Origin of the sequence: Azospirillum baldaniorum (assembly GCF_003119195.2) — a bacterium.
Taxonomy (GTDB): Bacteria; Pseudomonadota; Alphaproteobacteria; order Azospirillales; family Azospirillaceae; genus Azospirillum; species Azospirillum baldaniorum.
In genome coordinates this window covers 26,919-46,560 of sequence record NZ_CP022255.1, presented here as the reverse complement: position 1 = coordinate 46,560, position 19,642 = coordinate 26,919, and the positions used below count along the sequence as shown (strand labels likewise).

Genomic DNA, 19,642 nt, shown 5'->3' with positions numbered 1-19,642 from the left:
TCCGACCTCAATCCAGCGGCGCGTTCCAGGCATCCCAGCCATCACGGCTGAGGCGCCACCGGCCCGGCCCATTGCCGGGCGTGATCAGGCGGCGGTCGTGGCACTCCACCACGAGCCACTCCGGTGCCGCGCAGGGGGTGCCGGCGCTCTGCGTGTGGGCTTCCCCGGTGCCAGGATCAGCCGCCAGCAGGAACAGGATCGACTCCCGTGTCAGGTACCCCTGGACCATGACCCTGCTGCGGTACTGGGGCTTGGGCATGCCGGGCTCCATCGACCGGTGCATCCGGTCAGGATGCGCCTGGCGTACCATCCTGCCAATCGTTCACTCCACCGACCCGCGACGCGGGCACCCGCGTCCTGCGCTTCGATCCTTAACCCAGGCGGTACGTCACGTGTCTGTTGCTCAAGTCGGCAATGCCACGCTACGTTGCCGGACCAGTCGCGCCGCTGACCTCATCCCATGCTTGGACAGTGAGGTGCGTGGCGATCCGGCCATCTCGCAGGTCGAGGGTCATAGCCGACATCACATGGCACCCGTCAGGGTAGGCGCACTCTTCAACAAAGGCGGCGCGGTCCGCCCCAACCACCTCTCGACCGACACGATGCGTCATGTTCCTGGAGCAGACATCGCGCCAGAATGCCGTGATTTCCTCTTTGCCTGACAGCGTCATCGGCGCGCTGGGCGGACGGTTGCGATCGACGATGATCATCTCGGCATCATCGGCATAAAACTGAACCAGCGTGTCAGCATCGCTATGTTCGATGGCTCGTTTCAGGTCACCGAAATCGAAGGTTATGGCTGCCGACGTGGTCATGGCACCCCTCTATGGAAAAGTTAAGGTGCGGAGGTGCCCAAAATACGCCTCTGGATGCGGCAAGTCCGCAGCGCGGATGGGTATGAAAGGCCGCCCTCGCGTTCACGGAGGCCGCAGATCAGGCCATCGGTGTCGGGCCAAAGGATGTGGATGGCGCATAAGACGCGCCGGAATTCCGGCACCACCTCATCGCCAAGCGTTTATCCCAATTACTATGGACCAAAATAGGGGTGGGAAAACCCACTTATGGAAGAACCGACAAGACCCTTTCCTTCGCATCGCCAACCTCAGTGTTGCGATACCTTCCTTGTTCGGCGCGCGGCGACTTGAGAGGTTCTTCCATGGCCACTTGGATCCCCGATCCCAGCTTTTATCCGTCTCCACGTATGGCGATGCAAGCTCCCCCGGAGCGGCTGGCCTATGTGGCGATGTTGAACACGGACACCATCTCCCGCCCGGATGCGCTCGGTGTCGTTGACGTCGATCCCGGCTCGTCGGGTTACGGCCGGATCATCAGCCGCCTCGACATGCCAAATGCCGGTGACGAGTTGCATCATTTCGGCTGGAACGCCTGCAGTTCCGCTTTGTGCCCTTACGCGCCTCATCCGCACGTCGAGCGCCGCTACCTCATCGTACCGGGCCTGCGGTCCTCGCGCATTCACATCGTGGACACCAAGGCAGACCCGGCCCATCCAAAGATCGTCAAGGTGATTGAGCCGGAGCAACTGGCCGCCCGCGCCAACTATTCTCGTCCCCACACGCTGCATTGCGGTCCTGAGGGCATCTATGTCAGCGCGCTCGGCAACGGCGGAGGCAACGGCGGTGGGCCGGGCGGTGTGTTCCTTATCGACCATGAGACGTTCGACGTGCTCGGCCAGTGGGAAATCGACCGCGGCCCGCAGTTCCTCTCTTACGACGTCTGGTGGCATCTCGGCCAGGATACGATGATCACCAGCGAATGGGGTACGCCCGACATGATCGAGGACGGCCTCAACCCGGAACTTCTGCTGGGTGCGAAGTATGGTCGCCGGGTCCACTTCTGGGACCTGCACCGCCGCCGGCACCGGCAGACCATTGATTTGGGGCCGGAGTACCAGCTGGCACTGGAGTTGCGCCCGGCGCACGATCCGACAAAGGCGCATGGCTTCATGAACGCTGTGGTCAATCTGAAGGATCTCTCCTCGTCGATCTGGCTGTGGCATCGCGACGGCGGGCAGTGGGCGATGCGGAAGGTCATCGACATCCCGGCTGAGCCGGCCGATCCGGATCAACTGCCGCCCATTCTCAAAGGCTTCAAGGCGGTGCCGCCGCTGGTCACCGACATCGACCTGTCGCTGGACGACCGTTGGCTGTACGTGTCGTGCTGGGGCACCGGAGAGATGCAACGCTACGACGTCTCTGACCCCTTCCGACCCAAACTGACCGGCTCGGTCCGGTTGGGCGGGATCGTCGGACGCAGCCGACACCCGAGTGCGGAAGGCGACCTCAACGGCGGCCCGCAGATGGTCGAGGTCAGCCGTGACGGCAAACGGGTCTACTTCACCAACTCGCTGTACCGGAGCTGGGATGAGCAGTTCTATCCCGAGGGCATCAAGAGCTGGATGGTCAAGCTCGACGCTTCCCCGGAGGGAGGCCTGAGCATCGACGAGCGGTTCTTCCTGCGGTTCGACGACGGTTTCCGCGGACACCAGATCCGGCTGGAAGGCGGCGACGCGTCTTCGGACTCGTACTGCTATCCATGAGCGATGCGTGGCAGTGGCTGGCGCTGATCGGCCTCGGCGCCTTCCACGGGGTCAACCCGGCCATGGGGTGGCTCTTCGCCGTGGCTTTCGGACTTCAGGAAGGCCGCCGCGGGGCGGTGGTCAAGGCGCTGCCCCCCATCGCGCTGGGTCATGCGCTATCCGTGCTGGTGGTGGTGATCAGCTTCACGATGGTCCAACTGGTCACCGCGCCGGATCTCCTGAAGCCGGCCACCGTGGCGGTGCTGATCGGCTTCGGTGGCTATCGGCTGGTGCGTGGCCACCGCCATCGGGTGCGGGTCGGCATGCGCACCGGTTTTGCCGGGCTGACGCTGTGGTCGTTCCTGATGGCATCGGCGCACGGGGCCGGGCTGATGATCCTGCCCCTGCTGCTGGGCATGCTAGCGCCGGCCCAGCTGATGGCGCTGTCGCTGTGTGGACCGGGAGCCGAGATGACGGGCACGATTGCCGCACTCGGGTCAGCTGCCGCCGGGCTGGCTGTCGTCCTGGTGCATATGGCGGCCATGCTGGTGGTAATCGCGATCGTTGGGCTGGTGGTCTTCGAGACCGTCGGGCTCGGTATCCTGCGCCGTGGCTGGGTGAATTTCGATCTGGTGTGGGCAGGCGCTTTGATCGGCACCGGGATTGGCCTCCTCTTCCTGAGGTGACTGGCTTTGGCACGACCAACGGCGTGTTGCAGCGAGGTGAGCGGAGCAAGTGATCGCCCCATTCCCGTTGGCGCTCAGGCGACGCGAATGGATTCAAGGCGTCCGAGGTCGAGCATGCGGTTAAGGGCCGCGACGCCGATGGCGACCTCGGAGTCCTGCGCCTGATCGGAGTGGAAGCGCAGCGTGTCGCCGAGGACACCTTTCCAGCGCGCCCAGCTGGTCCTGGTGGTGAGCGGTTGCAGCGGACCATTTTATGATTCCGCCGAGTGCGGTTCATAGGTGCTCTCGTAACAGTTTATGGTTCCATCCAAATGCACGTCCTGCTCCTCGGCGAGCGGGCCGCTGCGGCCCACAAGACCGGCCAGTCCGCCGATGGGGTCCACAGCGCCTTCGTAGGCCATGCTCCGGCTGTCCTCGATCCCCTCCACGACATCCGCAGCCCGTTCCAGAAGCATCCGGCTGGCCGGGGCGGCTCCGCCGTCGTTGGCATGCAACTTGACCGGCGGCCCGCCGAAGAGCTGTCTCTTCGTTCCGACGACCATGCCTCCGTGCTGCCAGTGCACGGCGCGCGGGCCCTGGCCAGCGACAGGAGCGCGCGGACGCAAAAGGGGCGGCGCTCTCTTCGCTCCCAAGCGCCCTGCCCGTCCCCATCACCAATCGTCCGCCAAAGCCTCTGCCGTCAGCGACGGCTCGATGTGTCCCGGGAAGGCGGCCACCATCTGCAACTTGTGCGGCGGCGCCACGCGCAACTGCACCAGCCCCATCGCGATGAGCCCCGAAGCCGCCCGGGTGGCCGTTCAGGCGGCTCCTGCGGGCCATGCTGCCGGTGATCCGCGGCCCGGACGGATCTCCTGGCCGCTTACGCTGATTTTTTGCCCCGACGTTTTTTTGCCCCGACGTTTTTTTGCGGCCGGCGGCGAAAATCGCCCCGGCGCCGCGCAGGAGCGCGGCGGGGCGCTCCGTATCAACGCCGGGAACATTTTTCGGACAAACGGGGACAGGGGCATGTCGGACGCGCTGGCCGGTGTCAACTCCATGGTGTCGGGTCTGACCGACTCCATCAACAACGCCATCTCCGCGATCCAAACGCAGAAGGAACAGGAAGCCGCGGCCGCGACGAATGTCCAGGAGTTCCAAAAGCAGGTCAACAAAACCTCGTCCAACCTGCAGGGTCAGGCGACGGACATCGGCATTCTGGCGAAGAACGTCACCCGCCTGAACGTCGTCAGCAATCTGGCGGCCAACGACAAGGTGGACTTCTACCGTTTCCGCGTGACCACCCAGGGCGAGGCGACGCTGGGACAGGTCGGCGACGACGGGCTGCGGGTCCAGCTGATGACCAGGCTCGGCACGGTGATCGCCGACAGCAATCCCGATTCCGGCAAGGATTACGAGGCGTTCAAAAATCTTCAATCCGGCGAGCTGACTCTCGACCGCGGGGAGTATTCGCTCCGCGTGACGCGCGAGAAGGGGCAGTCGGAAAAGGAGGCCAGGAATTACGCCATCCAGCTCCAGATGGGTGGCTACACCCAGGACTACGACACCGTCGCAAAGCAGCCCGACAAGAGTTCCAGCCCCTATCAGATGTCCGCTGCCCAGCAGGCGATGCTGAGCGGGCTGAACGACGCGATCACCAGCCTCTCCTCCATTTCCTATGGGCAGAGCGGCTCGGAGAAGCTGCTGGGCAGCTTCAACCTGTTCGTCTGACGGCGCTGCCGAACCCAAGAAAACACAAGGCCATGACGGATCATCACGACAGTGTGCCGGAAGCAGGCCGGCGCGGCGGGCACGGCTCGCCTTGGGAGGCGGTCCTTTACGACCCGGCGCGGGCGGAGGGCACCTTCCTGCTCGGGCTGGCGGCGGCCCGGCTGGGGCGCCCGGAGGCGGCGATGCGCTGGTTCCGGCGCACCGTCCGGCTGCAACCCGGCTGGGCGGACGGCTGGGCCGCGCTGGCCGACGCCAGCCGCCGCTCCGGACGCTGGCGGGAGGCCGCCACGGCCTACGCCACGCTGCTTGCCCTGTCCCCCGCCGACGGCGCGGCCCTCGCCAACCTCGCGATGCTGGAGCGGGTCGCGGGGAATCCGCGGGCGGCGGTGCGTCGCTTCACCCGCGCCCTGGCGCTCGACTCCGGACAAGCCGGGACCTGGAACAATCTGGGCAACGCGCTGCGCGACCTGGGCGCCACCGCACAGGCCGCGGCGGCGTGGCGGACGGCGCTGGTGCTCGACCCGCGGCAGGCCGACGCGCTCGGCAATCTCGGCGGCGCGCGGCGCGACCAGGATCGTTTCGCCGAGGCGGGGCTTCTGCTGCGCCGCGCGCTGGCCCTGGCGCCTCAGCATGCCGCCCTTCACGGCGTGCTGGCCTACGCGCTGAGCGGCGAAGGGCGCCTCGAGGAGGCGGAGCGGGCCTGCCGTCGCGCGCTGGTGTCGGCGCCCGCTCTGGCCGATCCGTTGTGCACGCTGGGTCTGGTGCAACAGCGGCGCGGCACCGCCGGCGCCTTGCGCTGGTTCGACCGTGCCATGGTGGCAGCCCCCGGCCATCCGCTGGCCCGCTTCAACCGGGGTCTGGCGGATCTGGAGGGCGGCGCGCTGACCGACGGGTGGGCCCAGTACGCCTGCCGCTTCGCCGCGGGGCGCGCGGGGCGGGAGCGGCGTTTCTCCATTCCCGAATGGCGGGGCGAACCGCTGGCCGGCAAAAGCCTTTTCATCTGGCGGGAGCAGGGTGTGGGGGACGAGTTCCTGTTCGCGTCCTGCTACGCCGACGCCGTCCGGCAGGCCGGACGGGTGGTGATCGAATGCGAGCCGCGCCTGCTGCCGCTGTTCGCCCGTTCCTTCCCCAAGGCCATCGTCCGGGCCGAGCAGCCGCTGCGCGGGCGCGCGCTGGTGGAGACGGTGGACTGCGACCTGCACATTCCCGCGGGCTCGCTGCCGCGTTACCTGCGCGGTGGGCTGGCGGACTTCCCGCCGCAGTCCTCCTGGCTGTTTCCCGACCCGGCGCGGGTGCTGGAACGGCGGCAACAACTGGACGGCATCGGCGGGGACCTGCGCGTCGGCATCGCGTGGCGCAGCCAGCTGATGACCGTCGAGCGGCAATGGGCCTATCTGCCGCTCGGCGAGTGGGGGCCGGTGCTGGGCGCGCCGGGGGTGACCTTCGTGAACCTGCAGTACGACGACTGCGAGGCCGAGATTCAGCGGGCGGAAGCGCGCTTCGGCGTTCCCATCTATGAGTTGGAGCGGCTCGACCTGAAGAATGATTTCGAGGGAACGGCGGCGCTGACCACCAACCTGGATCTGGTGATCGCGCCGGCAAATTCGGTGGCGGAGCTGGCCGGCGCGCTGGGCGTGCCGGTCTGGCGCTTCGGCGCGCGGGACTGGACCCACCTCGGCAGCGGCGTGCGTCCCTGGTACCCGTCCATGCGGGTCTTCCATCCCCGCGCGGGCGAGCCGCTGTCCGCGGCGCTGGGGCGCATCGCGGCGGAGCTTCGCCGCGCCGCCGCCCTGGCGCGCCGGGCGGGTGCGGAGGCGCCGGGGCCGCGCCTTCCCGCCCGCCCGGCGCGGCGCGTCCACTCCCAGGCCCCCTCGCTGCGGCGGCATTGAGCCGCGGCGGCCGGAGGTTGCCGACGCCGCGCATTCCCGCTTTTGAAGGATAAGGGATCAGACCGGACGATTCAGGCCCGGGAAAGGAGCGGCGTCGGGCGCCAGGGCGTCGGAGGACGCCGTCCTGGTGCCAAAAGCCCGTTCAAAGATGCGGTCGGCCAGATCGGCGGGGGGCGTGGCGTCGCCGTCGGTTTCCGCCAGGGCGAGTTCGACCGCCACCATCTCGTCCAGCATGGACTGGGCCGCGACGGACTGGGCGAGGAGGCGGCGCGCCTCCCGCAACGTCACGCGAGGCCAGCGTTCCAGGTCTCCGCCGTGGCGGTCCAGCAACTCGCGAAACTCGTCTTCGGTCATCGCGTCATCCGTCTTCGAACGAATCCCTGGCGGCCTGCGCGCTGGCGCGCAACAGCGTGCGAAGCTGCTGGCGGGCGCGTTTCAGCAGCGATTCCACAGCAGTTACGCTGATTTGCATAATGGTCGCAACCTCGGCGCCGCTCAAGCCCTCGTTATAATAAAGGGCGAGGGCGGCGCGCTGCTGCTGCGGCAGCCGGTCCTGGGCGTCGCGCAGGCGCGCGGCCACCTGCCGGCGCTGGATGTGGGTGACCGCGTCGGGGGCGTGGTCCGGCGGCTCGGGCACCGAGTCCAGATCCTCCCCTGCCGGGCGGCGCTTGTGGTCAATGCAGCGGTTCAGCACCACCCGATAGAGCCATGTGGTGAACTTGGCCCCCTCGTCGGTCCAGTGGTCGCGCCGCTGCCAGACCTGGAGGAAGGCGTCCTGGGCGATGTCCTCCGCCTCGGCGTCACTGCCGGACATGCGGCGGGCGAGCGCGTAGGCGCGCTTCAGGTGGCGGTGGACGAGCGCGCGGTAGGCCGCCTGATCCCCGGCACGGATGCGCGCCATCAGGACCTCGTCGGTCTCCGCCGCCAAGCCGCTCACGCTCCTGCCGGACATGGAGTTGTGAAGGGTGCCGGACGGACGTGTGCCGTCCTCAGCCGAACAGGCCGCCGCGCGCATGATCCATGGATCTCCCGATCACGGATGCGTGCGACCCTTTGGCCGAAGCACCGGTTGAACTGGGGACCACGCCGCGTTCTGCGGCGATGGTCTGCCACGCCTTCGTCATGAAGGACAGCTGGCGGATGATGGCCTCGGTCGCGGCCACGGGGTCCCGGCGCGCAGCGGCCAGACCGGCCTGCCGGACCAGGGACCGGTAGAAGCGCCGCAGCGTTGCCGCGACATCCCCACCTTTATCCAATTTCAGAATGGAATCAAGCCCCAAGAGGATGGTGATGGCGCGGTCCATGGCCTGGAAATGGGCGTCGAACCGGCCGTCCCGCGCGGCGTCGCGCGCCTGGTGCAGATGCGCCGCCGCCGTCTCGTACAGGCGGACGACGGCGACCAGGGGCGGCAGCGCCGCGCTGTTGGCGGAAGCGTAGGCGGACAGGGCCTTGGTCAGGGTCGGGTTGCGCATGGCACGGCTTCTCCGGATGGGGATGCGGGGACGTTGGCGGGCGCGCGGCGCCGTCAGTCGTCGCTGCTTTCCTTGTATTTCAACTGCTGGAGCAGGAGGTTCGCGGCTTCCGCCTTGGCCTCCAGCCGGGCGTAGTAGGCGGTCAGGCGGGTGCGGTAGTCCTCGGCCTTGGTCTTGATGTCGTCGGACCGCCGGGTCATGTCGGTGTTGTCGGCGTCGAGCTGCGAGACGATGCGTGCGATGTCGCCGCTGTCCTTCGCCGCGATGCCGTTCAGCGTGGTGTAGAGCCGGTCCGCCAGCCCCTGGGAGAAGCCGACGTCCACCGACCCGCTCTGGCCGGTGTAGACCAGAACCAGCCCGGCGAAGGCGGTTCCGTCGTTGCCGATGATGCGGTTGCCGCTGACCCGGAACAGCGACGCGTCGCCGTCCACCGACGCGCCGGACAGGGTTCCGTCCTCGGCCACCGTGATGTCCAGGGTGAAGTCCGTGCGGCCGAGGCTGCGGTCGTAGCGCAGCAGCTTCAGGTCGGTGGAGGAGCTGGTCATCTCCAGCCCCAGCAGCGTGCGCACCGCATCGATGTCGCCGGTCAGCGCGGCGTTCAGCGCCGTCTCGTCCACTTTCAGCGTGTTGTCGCTGGCGAAGGTGATGCCCAGGCTGGCCAGCGACAGCGTGTCGCCGTCGTCCGTCGTCACCTTCGCGTTCAGGGCGTCGTAGACGGTCTTGGTGACCTGCCGCAGCAGGCTGTCCGCGAACAGGGTGGCGTCGCTGCTGGCGGTGCCGCTGCTGCCGACGGTCTGATGGCTCTGGGCGAAGGCGCGGAAGGCGTTGTAGGCGTCCACGAAGCCGGTGATCGCGCCCTTGATCGACGCCAGATCGGTGCCGATCTCCACCCCGATCGTCTGGCCGGGCAGCGCGGCGTAGAGGTCGAAGGTCAGCCCGTCGACGGCGTCGGCGATGGTGTTGCTGCTGCGCTCCACCCGCACCCCGTCCACGGTAAAGACGGCGCTCTGCGCGGCCACCAGCTCGTTGGCGTAGCCGCCGTCGGCGTCGGTCAGGCCGAGGCCGGTCAGAACGCCGCTGCCGCCGTCATCGAGGGTGATCGCCTTGCCGGTGTCGTTGGCGGTAAGGATCAGCTGGTACTGGCTGTCGGTCACCTTCACGATGCTGGCGGTCACGCCGCTGGTGGATTTCCGCGCGTTGATGGCGTCGCGGATGTCGGTCAGGGAATCCCCGGCCTCCACGTCGATGGACACGGCGGTGCCGCCCGCGACGCCCAGCGTCAGGGTGCCGGACTGGCCGAGCGCGGCGCTCTGGCTGGCGGTGGTCGCCGCACCGATCTTGTGGCGGGTGGCGAGCTGCTCCACCACGATGGAATAGGTGCCGGTCTCCGCCCCGTCCGCCGCGGTCACCGACAGCACGTCGCCCGCCGCGGTGGAGCCGCCGCCCGACAGATAGGCGGTGCGTTCCTCGAACAGGTTGCTGCCGGCGCCGGTCGAGACGCTGCGGTTGCGCAGCCCGTCCAGCGACGTGTTCACCGCCAGCAGCAGCGACTGCATGTCCTCGTAGGCGGCGATCCTGGCCTCGTTGGCGGTGATCGTCGTGTCGATGCGGTCGGCGCGGGACAGGCGCTTCTGCACTGACGCCTCGATCAACGCCGAATAGTCGATGCCCGTGCCCGACCCGCTGGCGATCAGCGACGAACTGCCGGTCGATGCGGCGGTCGAGGATGAGGTTGAGGACACCGTCGTCATGCGGGTCTCCGGGGACGGGAAGCCCTCTCCCCTTTGGGGAAGAGGGTGGCCCCAAGGGCCGGTGAGGGGGGTGTGCGTGGCGGTGCGTTCGGCGACAGCCCAACCCCCTCACCCTAACCCTCTCCCCGGAGGGGAGAGGGAAGGAGTGGGTAGACAGCCTTACCGCAGCAGCTGCAGCAGGTTCTGCGGCATCTCGTTGGCCTGGGACAGCACGGCGATGGCCGCCTGGGTCAGCACCTTGGTCGAGGCCAGCTCCGCCTGCTCGGCGGCCACGTCCACGTCCATGATCGCCGACTGCGCCGCCTCGGTGTTCTCGATGGAGGTGTCCAGCACCTGGCCGCGGAACTCGAAGCGGGAGATCAGGGCGCCCACGTCGGCCCGCGCGCTCGACAGCGTTTCCACCGCCGTGTCCAGCGCGGTCAGCGCGGCGCTCGCCGTGGCGGAGGTGCCGACGTCCAGCGTGCCGATGGACAGGCCGGTGGTGTTCACGTTGGCGATGGTGACGGTGATCTTGTCCGTGCTTTCCGTGCCGACGCGGAAATCCACACCGCTGGCCCAGGCGCCGTTGCCGTCCAGCAGCGGGTCGTCGTTGAAGCGGGTGCCCGAAGCGATGCCGTCGATCTCCTCGATGAGCTGCTGGAACTCGGCGTCCAGATAGCCGCGCTCGGTGTCGGTGACGGCGCCGGACAGCGACTGGGTGGCCAGCGAGCGCATGCGCTGCACGATGTCGGAGACGCGGGACATGCCGCCGTCCGCCGCCTGGAGGATCGAGGAACCGTGCGAGGCGTTGGTCGCCGCCTGCTTCAGCACCGTGATGTCGGAGGTCAGCGAGGTGCCGACGGCCAGGCCCGCCGCGTCGTCCGACGCCTTGGTGATGCGCGAGCCGCTGGCGATCTTGGAGACCGAACTCGACTGGTTCTCGGAGTTGATGTTCAGGTAGCGCAGCGCGGAGTTCGCCGCCGTGTTGGTGGAGATGACGGGCATGATGTGCCTCCTGGTCGGAGCCTGATCGGATGGTGGGGCCGCCTGTGCATCAGCCCTCATTGCGTCTCACGGCCGGTGCCGCGAAAGCTGGCGCGGAATCTTTCGATCAGAGAAAATCGTTCAGGTTGGTCTGCTGGAGGATCTTCATCAGGCTCATGGTCGACTCCAGGTTGGCCTGAAGCTGCGACAGGCGCGTCGTCGCCTCCGCGAGGTCGATGTTGCGGATGTCCTCGACGTGGGTCTGGAGGACGAGCTGCTGCTCCAGGTGGCGGTCGATGGTCCGCTCCAGCGTGGCGGAGGCGGAGCCGAGCTTCGTCTGCACCACGGTCAGCCCGTCCGCCGCCGCGTCGGCGAGGTCGGACGCCTCGTCCACCAGCGTGGTGTCCACCGGGTTGGTCGGCATGTTGGCGATCAGGCTGATGGAGCGAAGTGCCTTTTCGATGGACGGGTCGTCGGCGGTGACGCCGTACTGGACGATGAGGTCGTCGGCGGCCTGGAAGTAGGAAACGCTGCCGTCGCCCTTGTAGTAGCCCGTGTCCGCGGTGGAGGGGCTGGTCGCCGCCGGCAGTCCGTCCAGCGACACCGCCGCGCGGTCGGTGCGCCCCCCGGCGAACAGGTAGCGGCCTTCCTGCTGGGTGTTCAGCAGCCCGGCGAACTCCGTCATCAGGGCCTGCGCCTCGCTTTTGATGCCGTCCGCGGCGCCGCTGCCCGCCCCCTGGAGGCTGGCGACGAGGCTGCGCACCCGGTTGGCGAGGTCGATCATCCCGCCCACGGCGTCGTGCATGGTCTGGATGCGCCCGTTGACCACCTCCCCCTCGTCGACGTAGCGCTCGGAGCGGCGGTAGTGGCTCTCCAGGTTGACGAGGCGCCCGCTGTCGCCGGCGATGCCCTTGTAATCGACCGACGCCTCGCCGGTCGCCGCCTGCACCTGGGCGGTGGCCACCCGTGACTCCGCCGCCAGCATGTAGCGGACGAGCTGGTTCTGGTGGTTGAAGGTCGCGATCCGTTCCATGCCGGCTCTCCTAGCGGACCAAATTCAGCGCCGTGTCAAACATCTCCTGCACCGCCTTCATGACCGCGGCGGCGGCCTGATAGGCGGATTGCAGGTTGCTGATCGCGGCGGTTTCCTCGTTGACGTTCACGCCGCTCTGCGAGGCCATCGTCGACTCCAGCCCGCTGGCGTAGGAGTCCTGGTCCTCGTAGGCGGTGGCGGCGCGGGAGGCGGCGGTCGCCGCCCCCTGGATGATGGCGCCCGCATACTGGGAGAAGGTGCCCGACCGCCCGGACAGGCCGCCCGCCGTGTCGAAGGACTGCGCCCCGGAGAAGGCCGTCTTCAGCGCCTGCGCCACCGAGCCCTCCCCCGCGGACAGCGCCGATCCGCCGGCGGCCAGCGTGACGGAGGTGGAGAGCGCGCCGGTCGCCAGACGCCCGCTGTCCCGAGCGATCGCGTCGCTCACCCTCAGGTCGGCGGCGCCGGTGCCGGTCAGCAGGTCGTTCAGCCCGAAGCGGGCGGAGAAGCCCTTGCCGTCCGCCCCCGCGGTGCCGTCGCCGCCCAGCGCCACGCCGTTCGCGGCGTCGTCGGCCTGGATGACCAGCCGCCCCTGCGCGTCGAGATGGGCCGAGAGCGAGCCCATGGCGTCGATGGCGTCCACCGCGTCCTGCACGGTGGCGTAGGCGGAGAGGTCGAGGTCCAGCACCTCCACCGCCGTGCCGTCCGCCGCCGTGACGGCGACGCGCAGCGTGCCGTTGCCGTTCAGCGCGTCGCTGCCCGCCACGCCGGCGCTGCCGGTCAGGGCGTTGGGCGGCGGGACGGCGGTGCCCTGGTTGTGGAGGGCGTTCAGCGTGTCCTTCAGCGTCAGGGCCAGCTCGTCCAGCCGGGCCTGCTGCGCCGGCAGGTCCGTGTCGCGGACCTGGATCAGCCCGCCCAGCGTGCCCGAGGAGACGGAGCCGGCGACGTCCTTGCCGTCGATGGTGATCGGGTTGAAGCTCGTCCCGGCGCCGACCGTGGTGGCGGGCGTGTAGGACAGCCGGTGCACCGCGGAGTCCAGCAGCGACGTGCCGGAGGATGTGGAGACCCGGACCATGCCGTTGGCGTCGGTCTGGTAGCGGATGTCGATGTCCCCGGCGAGGCTCTTCAGGGCGGTGTTGCGCTGGTCCTCCAGGTCGCCGGTGTCCTGGCCGAGCGCCTTGCCGGTCTGGATGCGGTCGTTGAGGTCCTTCAGCGTGTCGAGCGTGCCGTTGATGCGGGTCACCGTGTCGGCGACGGCGCGGTCGGCCTCGCCGCGCAGCTCCTGCACCGCCTTGGCGGTGGAGCGCAGCGTCTCCGCCACCGCGGTCAGGTCGTCCATCGCCGCCGCTTTGGCGCTGCCGCTCTCCGGGGAGGTTGCCAGCGTGGCCAGCGTCTCGCCCAGCGTGTCGATGACCGAGCCCAGCGACGACGCGGAGGTGGTGGCGCCCAGCCGCTCCTGGAAGCGGTCCAGATAGTCGCTGACCGTCCGGCTGAGGCCCAGCCCGGATTGTGCCGCGACCAGCGACGTCATCAGGTAACGGTCGACCGTGCTGCCGATTCCGGCGACCTCCACCCCGGTGAAGCCGACGGCGGTGTCGCTCGTCGTCGGCTTGGCGGTCTTGCGGGTGTAGCCCTCCGTGCCGGCGTTGGCGACGTTGGCCGAGGCGACCGCCATGCCCACCTCGTTGGTGCGCAGCGCGGAGGTGGCGATGCTGCCGGCGACGCGCAGGGACATGATGGCTCTCCTCGGCGGCGGGTCAGGCGGTGACGGCGAAGTGCTTCGCCCCTGCCATCCGACCGAGCGCCGCGTAGGAGCGCGTCGGGCCGGAGACGGACGCCGCGGCGCGCAGCGCAGCGCCGATGGCCGCCTGCCGGGCCTGCCGGGCCTTCGCCTGCGCCTCCAGCGCGCGCACCGACCGGCCGAGGGGGGCCAGCGCGCCGTCCAGCGCCTTGCGCACCGCCAGCCGGGTTTCCAGCGGCACGCGCTTGCTCTGCGCCGCGGCCAGCGCGTCGCGCAGCGTTCCGGCCTGGCTGTGCAGGAGCATCTGCATGGCGCCCGCCGCCCGCAGGGCGTCCACCGCGCGCCCCTCCCGCGCGGCGCTGGCGGCGCGCTCCGCGTGCCCTTCCAGTTCCGCGACGAAGCGGGTGATGACCGCCACCGGGTCCGGGCGGGCGGCGGTAGACGGGACATGCGGGGTGGGGAGCATGACGGTCTCCTTGATGTGTTCCCTCTCCCCTCTGGGGAGAGGGTCAGGGTGAGGGGGTTGCGCTTGTGCCGAACGCTCCGCAACGCGCACCCCCCTCACCGGCCCTCCGGGCCACCCTCTCCCCGGAGGGGAGAGGGTTGGGAAGGGCGAATGCGGGCATCCTTCGAGGCGTCAGCCGCGCAGGGCGCCGGTGCGGCGGTAGGCGGTGGCGGCGCGCTGGGCGCTGCCGGTCTGGCGGATCGCCGCCTGCACCGCGGCCCGCGCCGCGGCGATGCGCGCACGCAGGCCCAGCAGGTCGTCGATCAGCGCGAGGCGCTCCGCCGGTAGCGGGACCGGCTGGGACCGGTGGCGGTCCACCCGCCGGGCGAGGCGGCGCAGCTCGCCGTCCAGAACGGCTTCGCCGTCGAGAAGCGGTTGCGGCGGGTGCATGGCCGTCACCGTCAGCGCTTCATGGCGATCAGCGTGTCCATCATGTCCTGCGAGGTCGTGATGACCTTGGAGGCGGCGGAATAGGCCTGCTGGGCGACGATCATGCGGCTGAACTCGTCGGTCAGCTCGACCGTGGAGCTTTCCAGCGCGCCCGCCGTCACCGTCCCGGCCTTGGCGTCGCCCGCCGTGCGGAGCTGGTACTGACCGGCCGCCGCCGTCTGGGTGAAGGTGGTGCCGGTGACGCTTTCCAGCCCATCGGCGTTGGCGAAGGTGGCGATGGGGATCTGGTAGATCGCCCGCGTCTCGCCATTGTCGAAGACGGCGCGGACGATGCCGTCCTTGCCGATGGTCGTGCCGGTCAGGGAGCCGGGCTTGTAGCCGTTCTGCGTCGTGGTCTCGACGCTGACCGAGGGCGTGCTGTCGCCCGACGCGTGCTGGGTCAGGCCGTTGTTGCTGTTGGCGGTGCCGAGGTTCAGCGCGACCGCGCTGCCGCCGGCCCCGGTGGTCCAGCCGTCGACCGTGAAGGACAGGGCGGACAGGTCGGCGGCGGTCGTCGTGCCGTCCGCGGCCACCGTGGCGGCGGAGGCCAGCGTGCCGTCGGTGTTGAAGGAGAGCTGGATGGGGAACCCCCCGATGGTCCCGGTGGTCCGGGTTGCGTCGGAGGACATGACGGGGTCGGAGGCGTCCAGCTCCCACGTGTTCTCGCCGGTCTTGGTCCAGCTCAGGGTGATGGAGTGGCTGACGCCCAAGCTGTCGAACATCTCCATGTCGGTGGTGAAGCTGTCGCCGGTGTCCGCGTCCGAGGGCAGGTTGGCGTCGATGCCCATGGTCGAGGTCGCCTTGGGCGTGCCCTTGATGTTGGCGACGTTGACCGGGACGAGGCTGTCCACCGATCCCTTGTTGCCGGCGGTGACGGCGCCGTTGGCGTTCAGCGCCCAGCCGTAGAGATAGTAGCCCTCGCTGTTCGACAGGTAGCCTTGGGCGTCGGTGGAGAAGGAACCGTTGCGGGTGAAGGCGACGGTGCCGTCCGCCGTCTCCTCCGACACCACGAAGAAGCCCTCGCCGTTGATCGCCATGTTGGTGGAGACCGCCGACGACTGGATCTCGCCCTGCGCGCTGATGTTGCGGTAGGTGGTGGCGAGCACGCCGCCGGTCTGCTCGTCGATGGTCGAGGTCTTGTTGATGTAGGAGTTGAAGTTCGTCCCGGTGCTCTTGAAGCCGGTCGTGCTGGAATTGGCGATGTTGCTGGAGATGGAGGCGAGCGCCTTGCTCTGCGCCATCAGGCCGGACGTGGCGCTGTACATCGCGCTGGTGATGCTCATCGTCGCACCTGTCGCAAGAAAGGGGATGGGACCGCGGAGGAGGCCGGGAGGGGGCGGCTCAGCTCAGCGACAGCACGTCGTCGGCGGGCACGCTGACGCCGCCGATGCCCAGCGCCGCGCTGGTGCCGGAGGTGTCCACGGAGGTGACCGTGCCCTTGATCCGCGTCTCGGTGGCGATGGCGGTCTTGCTGGAGTCCACCGCCGTGACGGTCAGGCTGTAAGCGCCCGACGTGTGGACCGCGCCGTCGCGTCCCGTGCCGTCCCAGGTGAAGGAATGGCTGCCCTGGCCGGTGGCGCCGCTGTCCTGGTAGACGATGGCCCCGTCCTCGTCGCGCACCGTCAGGGTGACCGACGCGGCCTCGCTGTTCAGCGAATATTCCCAGTTGGCCGCGCCGTTCTGCAGGGCGGTCGTGTCGCCCTCCGCCGTCACCGTCCGCCCGAGATAGCCCAGCGCCGAACTGCCGGTTCCCAGCGCCTGCACCGCCGTGGTCAGCTCATCCAGCTTGTCGCTCATGGACATCTGCTGCTCCAGCGAGGAGAGCTGCACGAGCTGGCTGGTGTATTGGGCGGTGTCCACCGGGTTGGTCGGGTCCTGCACCTCCAGCTGCTTCAGCAGCAGCGTCAGGAAGGACTGGTAGCTGCCGGCCAGCGAGGCCGAGGAGCTTTTGGCGGACGAGGTGGTCGTGACGGTCGAGGAGCTGAGCGAGTCAACCTGCATGGCGGCCTCCGGGATGCAGCCTCCCCGTCGCGGGAATCGGGGATTCCGCGTCCGTTTCGGCGTGATGGTCCAGCGTGTGGTCCGGGAAGAGGCGCCGCAGGGCGGTGCGTTGTCCCGTTCTGTGGCTATCCACGGAGGAGATCGGAAAAGCTGGCGGACTTTTTTTCCGGCGATGCCGAAAGACGACCGTCGCGAACGCAAGCGGCCGAAGGAGGGGTATCGCCCGCCGCCCAGGTCTCAATATGGAACCGTGCGACATACAAGGAGCTGTGGGGAATAAACGCCGGGATTGAGCGTCCGGGAGCGCTCCTTCGCTTCTGATCGCAATTCATCTTCCGCTCGCGGCGCCGCACCGGCTCCGGACCGACGAAAGCCAAGAAAGGAGTACGGGATTCCCGCTTGCAATGCGGGAAAACCAGCGCTTTAGGGATAAGCTCCGTTCACCCCTCCCGGTGAAACGTCCTGCAATCGTTCAGAACACAGCAGAGGTGATCGAGGAACGCTTCGGCCAGCGGCGGGAGGGACCGCCCCGCCTTGCGGATGACCCTGACGGGACGGGAAAAGCCGAACATATCGATGGGGCGCGAGCGCAACGCCGGCTCGGCAGCGATCTCGCGCGCGGAGCCCGGCAGGATCGTCAGGCCCAGCCCGGCCCGCACCATGGCGATCGCCGTCATCATGTAGGTCGCCTCGCAAACCGGCTTGGCAATCCGTCCGGCCGACAGGAACGCTTCGTCGACGATTTCGCGGACGCTGGTCGCCGGGTCCATCAGCACCAGCGGCACCTCGGCCAGCGTCTCGATGGTCACCTGCGGAAGATCGCCGACGGCATGGCCCTGCGGGAAGACGATGTGCATCCGGTCGCGCACCTCCAGCACCGTGTCGATGTCCTGTCCCCTCGCCTCGCCCCCCGTAATCCCGAGATCCACCTCCTCCGACCGGACGAGCCCGAGCACGCGGCTGGCGATGACGTCCTTCAAAACGAAGGTCACGCCGGGATGAAGTTCACGAAAGGACTGGATGGCGTCGGGCAGCACGCCCGCCGCGATGGTCGGCAGCGCCGCCACGCGCACCACCCCGCGCCGCATCGCGGCGATCTCATGCGTGTCGACCACCACGGCGTCCAGGTCGTGGACCATGCGCTGGAACACCGGCAGCAGTTCGCTGCCGATGCGGGTCAGCTCGACGGATCGGGTGTTGCGGTCGAACAGCTTGACCGCAAGGGCCTCCTCCAGCCGCCGGATCTGCACCGTCAGGGTCGGCTGGGCGACGTGCAGCGACTCCGCCGCCCGCGTGAAACTGCGGGTCTGCGCGGCGGCGAGAAAGGCGCGTATCTGGCGGAGGCTGAGATCCATAGCTCAACTCTATTACTGACATTGAATCAATTCAATTGTTCGTGCGAACAATCTCGGCAAGGATGGTTTGCATACAGCGGAATTCAGCCGCCCGTCGGTGCGATGCGCCGGAGCGGAGGAAACCGGAACGAATAAGAATGCAAGGGGGAGACCATGCCAGCCTCGATCAACGGCGGCGCACGAACCGCCATGGGAGCCGCCGCGTCCCATGCCGTCCCTTCGCCGCGCTGAGGACCGTCGATGCACCGCATCAGGATCGGTTCCGGCGCCGGCTATTCCGGTGACCGCATCGAACCGGCAATGGATCTCGCCGAACGGGGCGGCCTCGACTACCTTGTCTTTGAATGCCTTGCCGAGCGGACGATCGCCCTGGCCCAACAGGCGCGGCAACGCGACCCCGCCGGGGGCTACGATCCGCTGCTGACGGTCCGCATGACCGCCGTACTCGGCGCCTGCCGGCGCAACAGGGTGCGGCTGATCACCAACATGGGAGCGGCCAACCCGCTCGGCGCCGCCGAGGCGACGCGGGCCGTCGCCCGCTCCCTGGGGCTGGGCGGGCTGCGGATCGCCGCCGTGACCGGGGACGACGTGCTAGAGGTCGCGCGGGAACTCGACGTCGCGCTGGAAGACGGCGGCACCTTGCGCGGGCTCGGCGACCGCGTGATTTCGGCCAACGCCTACATCGGAGCCGGCCCCATCGTCGAGGCGCTGGCCGCCGGAGCCGACGTGGTCATCACCGGACGGGCCGCCGACCCGGCGTTGTTCCTCGCTCCGATGATCCATGAATTCGGCTGGCGGATGGACGACTGGGACGCGCTGGGGCGCGGCACCATGGCCGGGCATCTGCTGGAGTGCGCTGGGCAGGTGACCGGCGGCTATTTCGCGGACCCCGGTATCAAGGACGTGCCGGGACTGGCCCGGCTGGGCTTTCCCATCGGCGAAATTCACGCGGACGGCACCTTGGAGGTGACCAAGCTGCCCGGCACCGGCGGCTGCGTCACGCCCGCCACCGTGAAGGAACAGCTTCTCTACGAGATCCACGACCCGGCGCGCTATTACCAGCCGGACGTGGTCGCCGACTTCTCCGCCGCCCGCGTCGAAGGCGACGGGCCGGACCGGGTGCGCGTCCATGGCGGGCGCGGCGCCGCGCGGACCGGGCTTTTGAAGCTGTCGATCGGCTACATCGACAGTTGCATCGGCGAGGGGCAGATCTCTTACGCCGGACCGGGAGCGGTCGAGCGCGGGCGGCTCGCGCTGGACATCGTGCGCGAGCGGCTGGCCCTGATCGGCGTGCGGACCCAGGAATTGCAGTTCGACCTGATCGGCCTCGACGCGCTGCACGGCGACCGGCTGTCACGCGGCCACGCGCCCTACGAGGTCCGCCTGCGGGTGGCCGGGCGGACGGCCACGCTGGAGGAGGCGGCCCGGATCGGGAACGAGGTCGAAACCCTCTACACCAACGGCCCGGCGGGGGGTGGCGGCGCCTGGAAATCGGCGCGCGAGATCGTCGCCGTCGCGTCCGCCCTGCTGCCGGAAAGCGCCGTGCGCACCTCGGTCACCCTGCTGGAGGCGTAAGC

At 68.8% G+C, this 19,642-nt stretch carries 20 protein-coding genes; 5 read left to right on the top strand and 15 right to left on the bottom strand.

Annotated features, from left to right (window positions below):
• Positions 1-7 precede the first annotated feature (7 nt).
• Both Sp245p_RS22620 and Sp245p_RS22615 read right to left on the bottom strand, forming a co-directional pair.
• Entirely contained in the window at positions 8-259 is a 252-nt protein-coding gene (locus Sp245p_RS22620; protein ID WP_014199324.1) for a hypothetical protein, read from the bottom strand.
• 163 nt (positions 260-422) lie between these two features.
• Entirely contained in the window at positions 423-815 is a 393-nt protein-coding gene (locus Sp245p_RS22615) for a nuclear transport factor 2 family protein (protein WP_014199325.1), read from the bottom strand.
• 341 nt (positions 816-1,156) lie between these two features.
• On the opposite strand from Sp245p_RS22615, the gene Sp245p_RS22610 reads away from it, so the two are divergent.
• Together Sp245p_RS22610 and Sp245p_RS22605 are read left to right on the top strand one after the other, a co-directional pair.
• A complete protein-coding gene (locus Sp245p_RS22610; RefSeq protein ID WP_041813886.1) occupies positions 1,157-2,557 on the top strand; it encodes a selenium-binding family protein in 1,401 nt (466 codons plus the stop codon).
• Complete coding sequence (locus tag Sp245p_RS22605) at positions 2,554-3,222, top strand: hypothetical protein (RefSeq protein ID WP_014199327.1); 669 nt, start codon at positions 2,554-2,556, stop codon at positions 3,220-3,222. The genes Sp245p_RS22610 and Sp245p_RS22605 overlap by 4 nt, the downstream gene beginning before the upstream one ends.
• 251 nt (positions 3,223-3,473) lie before the next feature.
• Here Sp245p_RS22605 and Sp245p_RS22600 read toward each other — a convergent pair whose 3' ends face one another.
• Positions 3,474-3,764, bottom strand: a complete 291-nt coding sequence (locus Sp245p_RS22600) for a DNA-primase RepB domain-containing protein (protein WP_014199328.1) — start codon at positions 3,762-3,764, stop codon at positions 3,474-3,476.
• A 463-nt stretch (positions 3,765-4,227) separates the two neighbouring features.
• Between Sp245p_RS22600 and Sp245p_RS22595 the strand changes: the two genes are divergently transcribed.
• Together Sp245p_RS22595 and Sp245p_RS22590 are read left to right on the top strand one after the other, a co-directional pair.
• Positions 4,228-4,929, top strand: coding sequence for a hypothetical protein (locus Sp245p_RS22595; RefSeq protein ID WP_109138911.1), 702 nt, complete (start codon positions 4,228-4,230; stop codon positions 4,927-4,929).
• 32 nt (positions 4,930-4,961) lie between these two features.
• Positions 4,962-6,818: a tetratricopeptide repeat protein gene (locus tag Sp245p_RS22590; protein WP_109138910.1), complete on the top strand. Its 1,857-nt coding sequence runs from the start codon at positions 4,962-4,964 to the stop codon at positions 6,816-6,818.
• A gap of 57 nt (positions 6,819-6,875) precedes the next feature.
• Here Sp245p_RS22590 and Sp245p_RS22585 read toward each other — a convergent pair whose 3' ends face one another.
• The 12 genes from Sp245p_RS22585 to Sp245p_RS22530 form a co-directional block, all read right to left on the bottom strand.
• Positions 6,876-7,172: a hypothetical protein gene (locus Sp245p_RS22585; RefSeq protein ID WP_014199331.1), complete on the bottom strand. Its 297-nt coding sequence runs from the start codon at positions 7,170-7,172 to the stop codon at positions 6,876-6,878.
• A gap of 4 nt (positions 7,173-7,176) precedes the next feature.
• Positions 7,177-7,746: an RNA polymerase sigma factor gene (locus tag Sp245p_RS22580; protein WP_014199332.1), complete on the bottom strand. Its 570-nt coding sequence runs from the start codon at positions 7,744-7,746 to the stop codon at positions 7,177-7,179.
• Positions 7,747-7,807: 61 nt separating this feature from the next.
• Positions 7,808-8,290: a flagellar export chaperone FliS gene (locus Sp245p_RS22575; RefSeq protein ID WP_014199333.1), complete on the bottom strand. Its 483-nt coding sequence runs from the start codon at positions 8,288-8,290 to the stop codon at positions 7,808-7,810.
• Positions 8,291-8,343: 53 nt separating this feature from the next.
• Positions 8,344-10,041, bottom strand: a complete 1,698-nt coding sequence (gene fliD, locus Sp245p_RS22570) for a flagellar filament capping protein FliD (RefSeq protein ID WP_014199334.1) — start codon at positions 10,039-10,041, stop codon at positions 8,344-8,346.
• A 159-nt stretch (positions 10,042-10,200) separates the two neighbouring features.
• The gene (locus Sp245p_RS22565; protein ID WP_014199335.1) at positions 10,201-11,025 is read right to left on the bottom strand and encodes a flagellin; all 825 of its coding nucleotides are present in this window, start codon (positions 11,023-11,025) and stop codon (positions 10,201-10,203) included.
• A 106-nt stretch (positions 11,026-11,131) separates the two neighbouring features.
• A complete protein-coding gene (locus tag Sp245p_RS22560) occupies positions 11,132-12,037 on the bottom strand; it encodes a flagellin (protein WP_014199336.1) in 906 nt (301 codons plus the stop codon).
• Between the two features lie 10 nt (positions 12,038-12,047).
• Positions 12,048-13,769 (bottom strand): flagellar hook-associated protein FlgK, encoded by a 1,722-nt coding sequence (gene flgK / locus Sp245p_RS22555; RefSeq protein WP_014199337.1) that lies wholly within the window; start codon positions 13,767-13,769, stop codon positions 12,048-12,050.
• A gap of 22 nt (positions 13,770-13,791) precedes the next feature.
• Positions 13,792-14,241 (bottom strand): hypothetical protein, encoded by a 450-nt coding sequence (locus Sp245p_RS22550; RefSeq protein ID WP_014199338.1) that lies wholly within the window; start codon positions 14,239-14,241, stop codon positions 13,792-13,794.
• Positions 14,242-14,412: 171 nt separating this feature from the next.
• Complete coding sequence (locus Sp245p_RS22545) at positions 14,413-14,670, bottom strand: hypothetical protein (protein ID WP_145644883.1); 258 nt, start codon at positions 14,668-14,670, stop codon at positions 14,413-14,415.
• An 11-nt stretch (positions 14,671-14,681) separates the two neighbouring features.
• Positions 14,682-15,992, bottom strand: coding sequence for a flagellar hook protein FlgE (flgE, locus tag Sp245p_RS22540; protein ID WP_109138909.1), 1,311 nt, complete (start codon positions 15,990-15,992; stop codon positions 14,682-14,684).
• A 58-nt stretch (positions 15,993-16,050) separates the two neighbouring features.
• Positions 16,051-16,710: a flagellar hook assembly protein FlgD gene (locus Sp245p_RS22535; RefSeq protein ID WP_014199341.1), complete on the bottom strand. Its 660-nt coding sequence runs from the start codon at positions 16,708-16,710 to the stop codon at positions 16,051-16,053.
• A 440-nt stretch (positions 16,711-17,150) separates the two neighbouring features.
• On the bottom strand, positions 17,151-18,065 hold the full coding sequence (locus tag Sp245p_RS22530; protein WP_014199343.1) for a LysR family transcriptional regulator: 915 nt from the start codon (positions 18,063-18,065) through the stop codon (positions 17,151-17,153).
• Positions 18,066-18,305: 240 nt separating this feature from the next.
• On the opposite strand from Sp245p_RS22530, the gene Sp245p_RS22525 reads away from it, so the two are divergent.
• A complete protein-coding gene (locus Sp245p_RS22525; protein ID WP_014199344.1) occupies positions 18,306-19,640 on the top strand; it encodes an acyclic terpene utilization AtuA family protein in 1,335 nt (444 codons plus the stop codon).
• Positions 19,641-19,642: the final 2 nt, after the last annotated feature.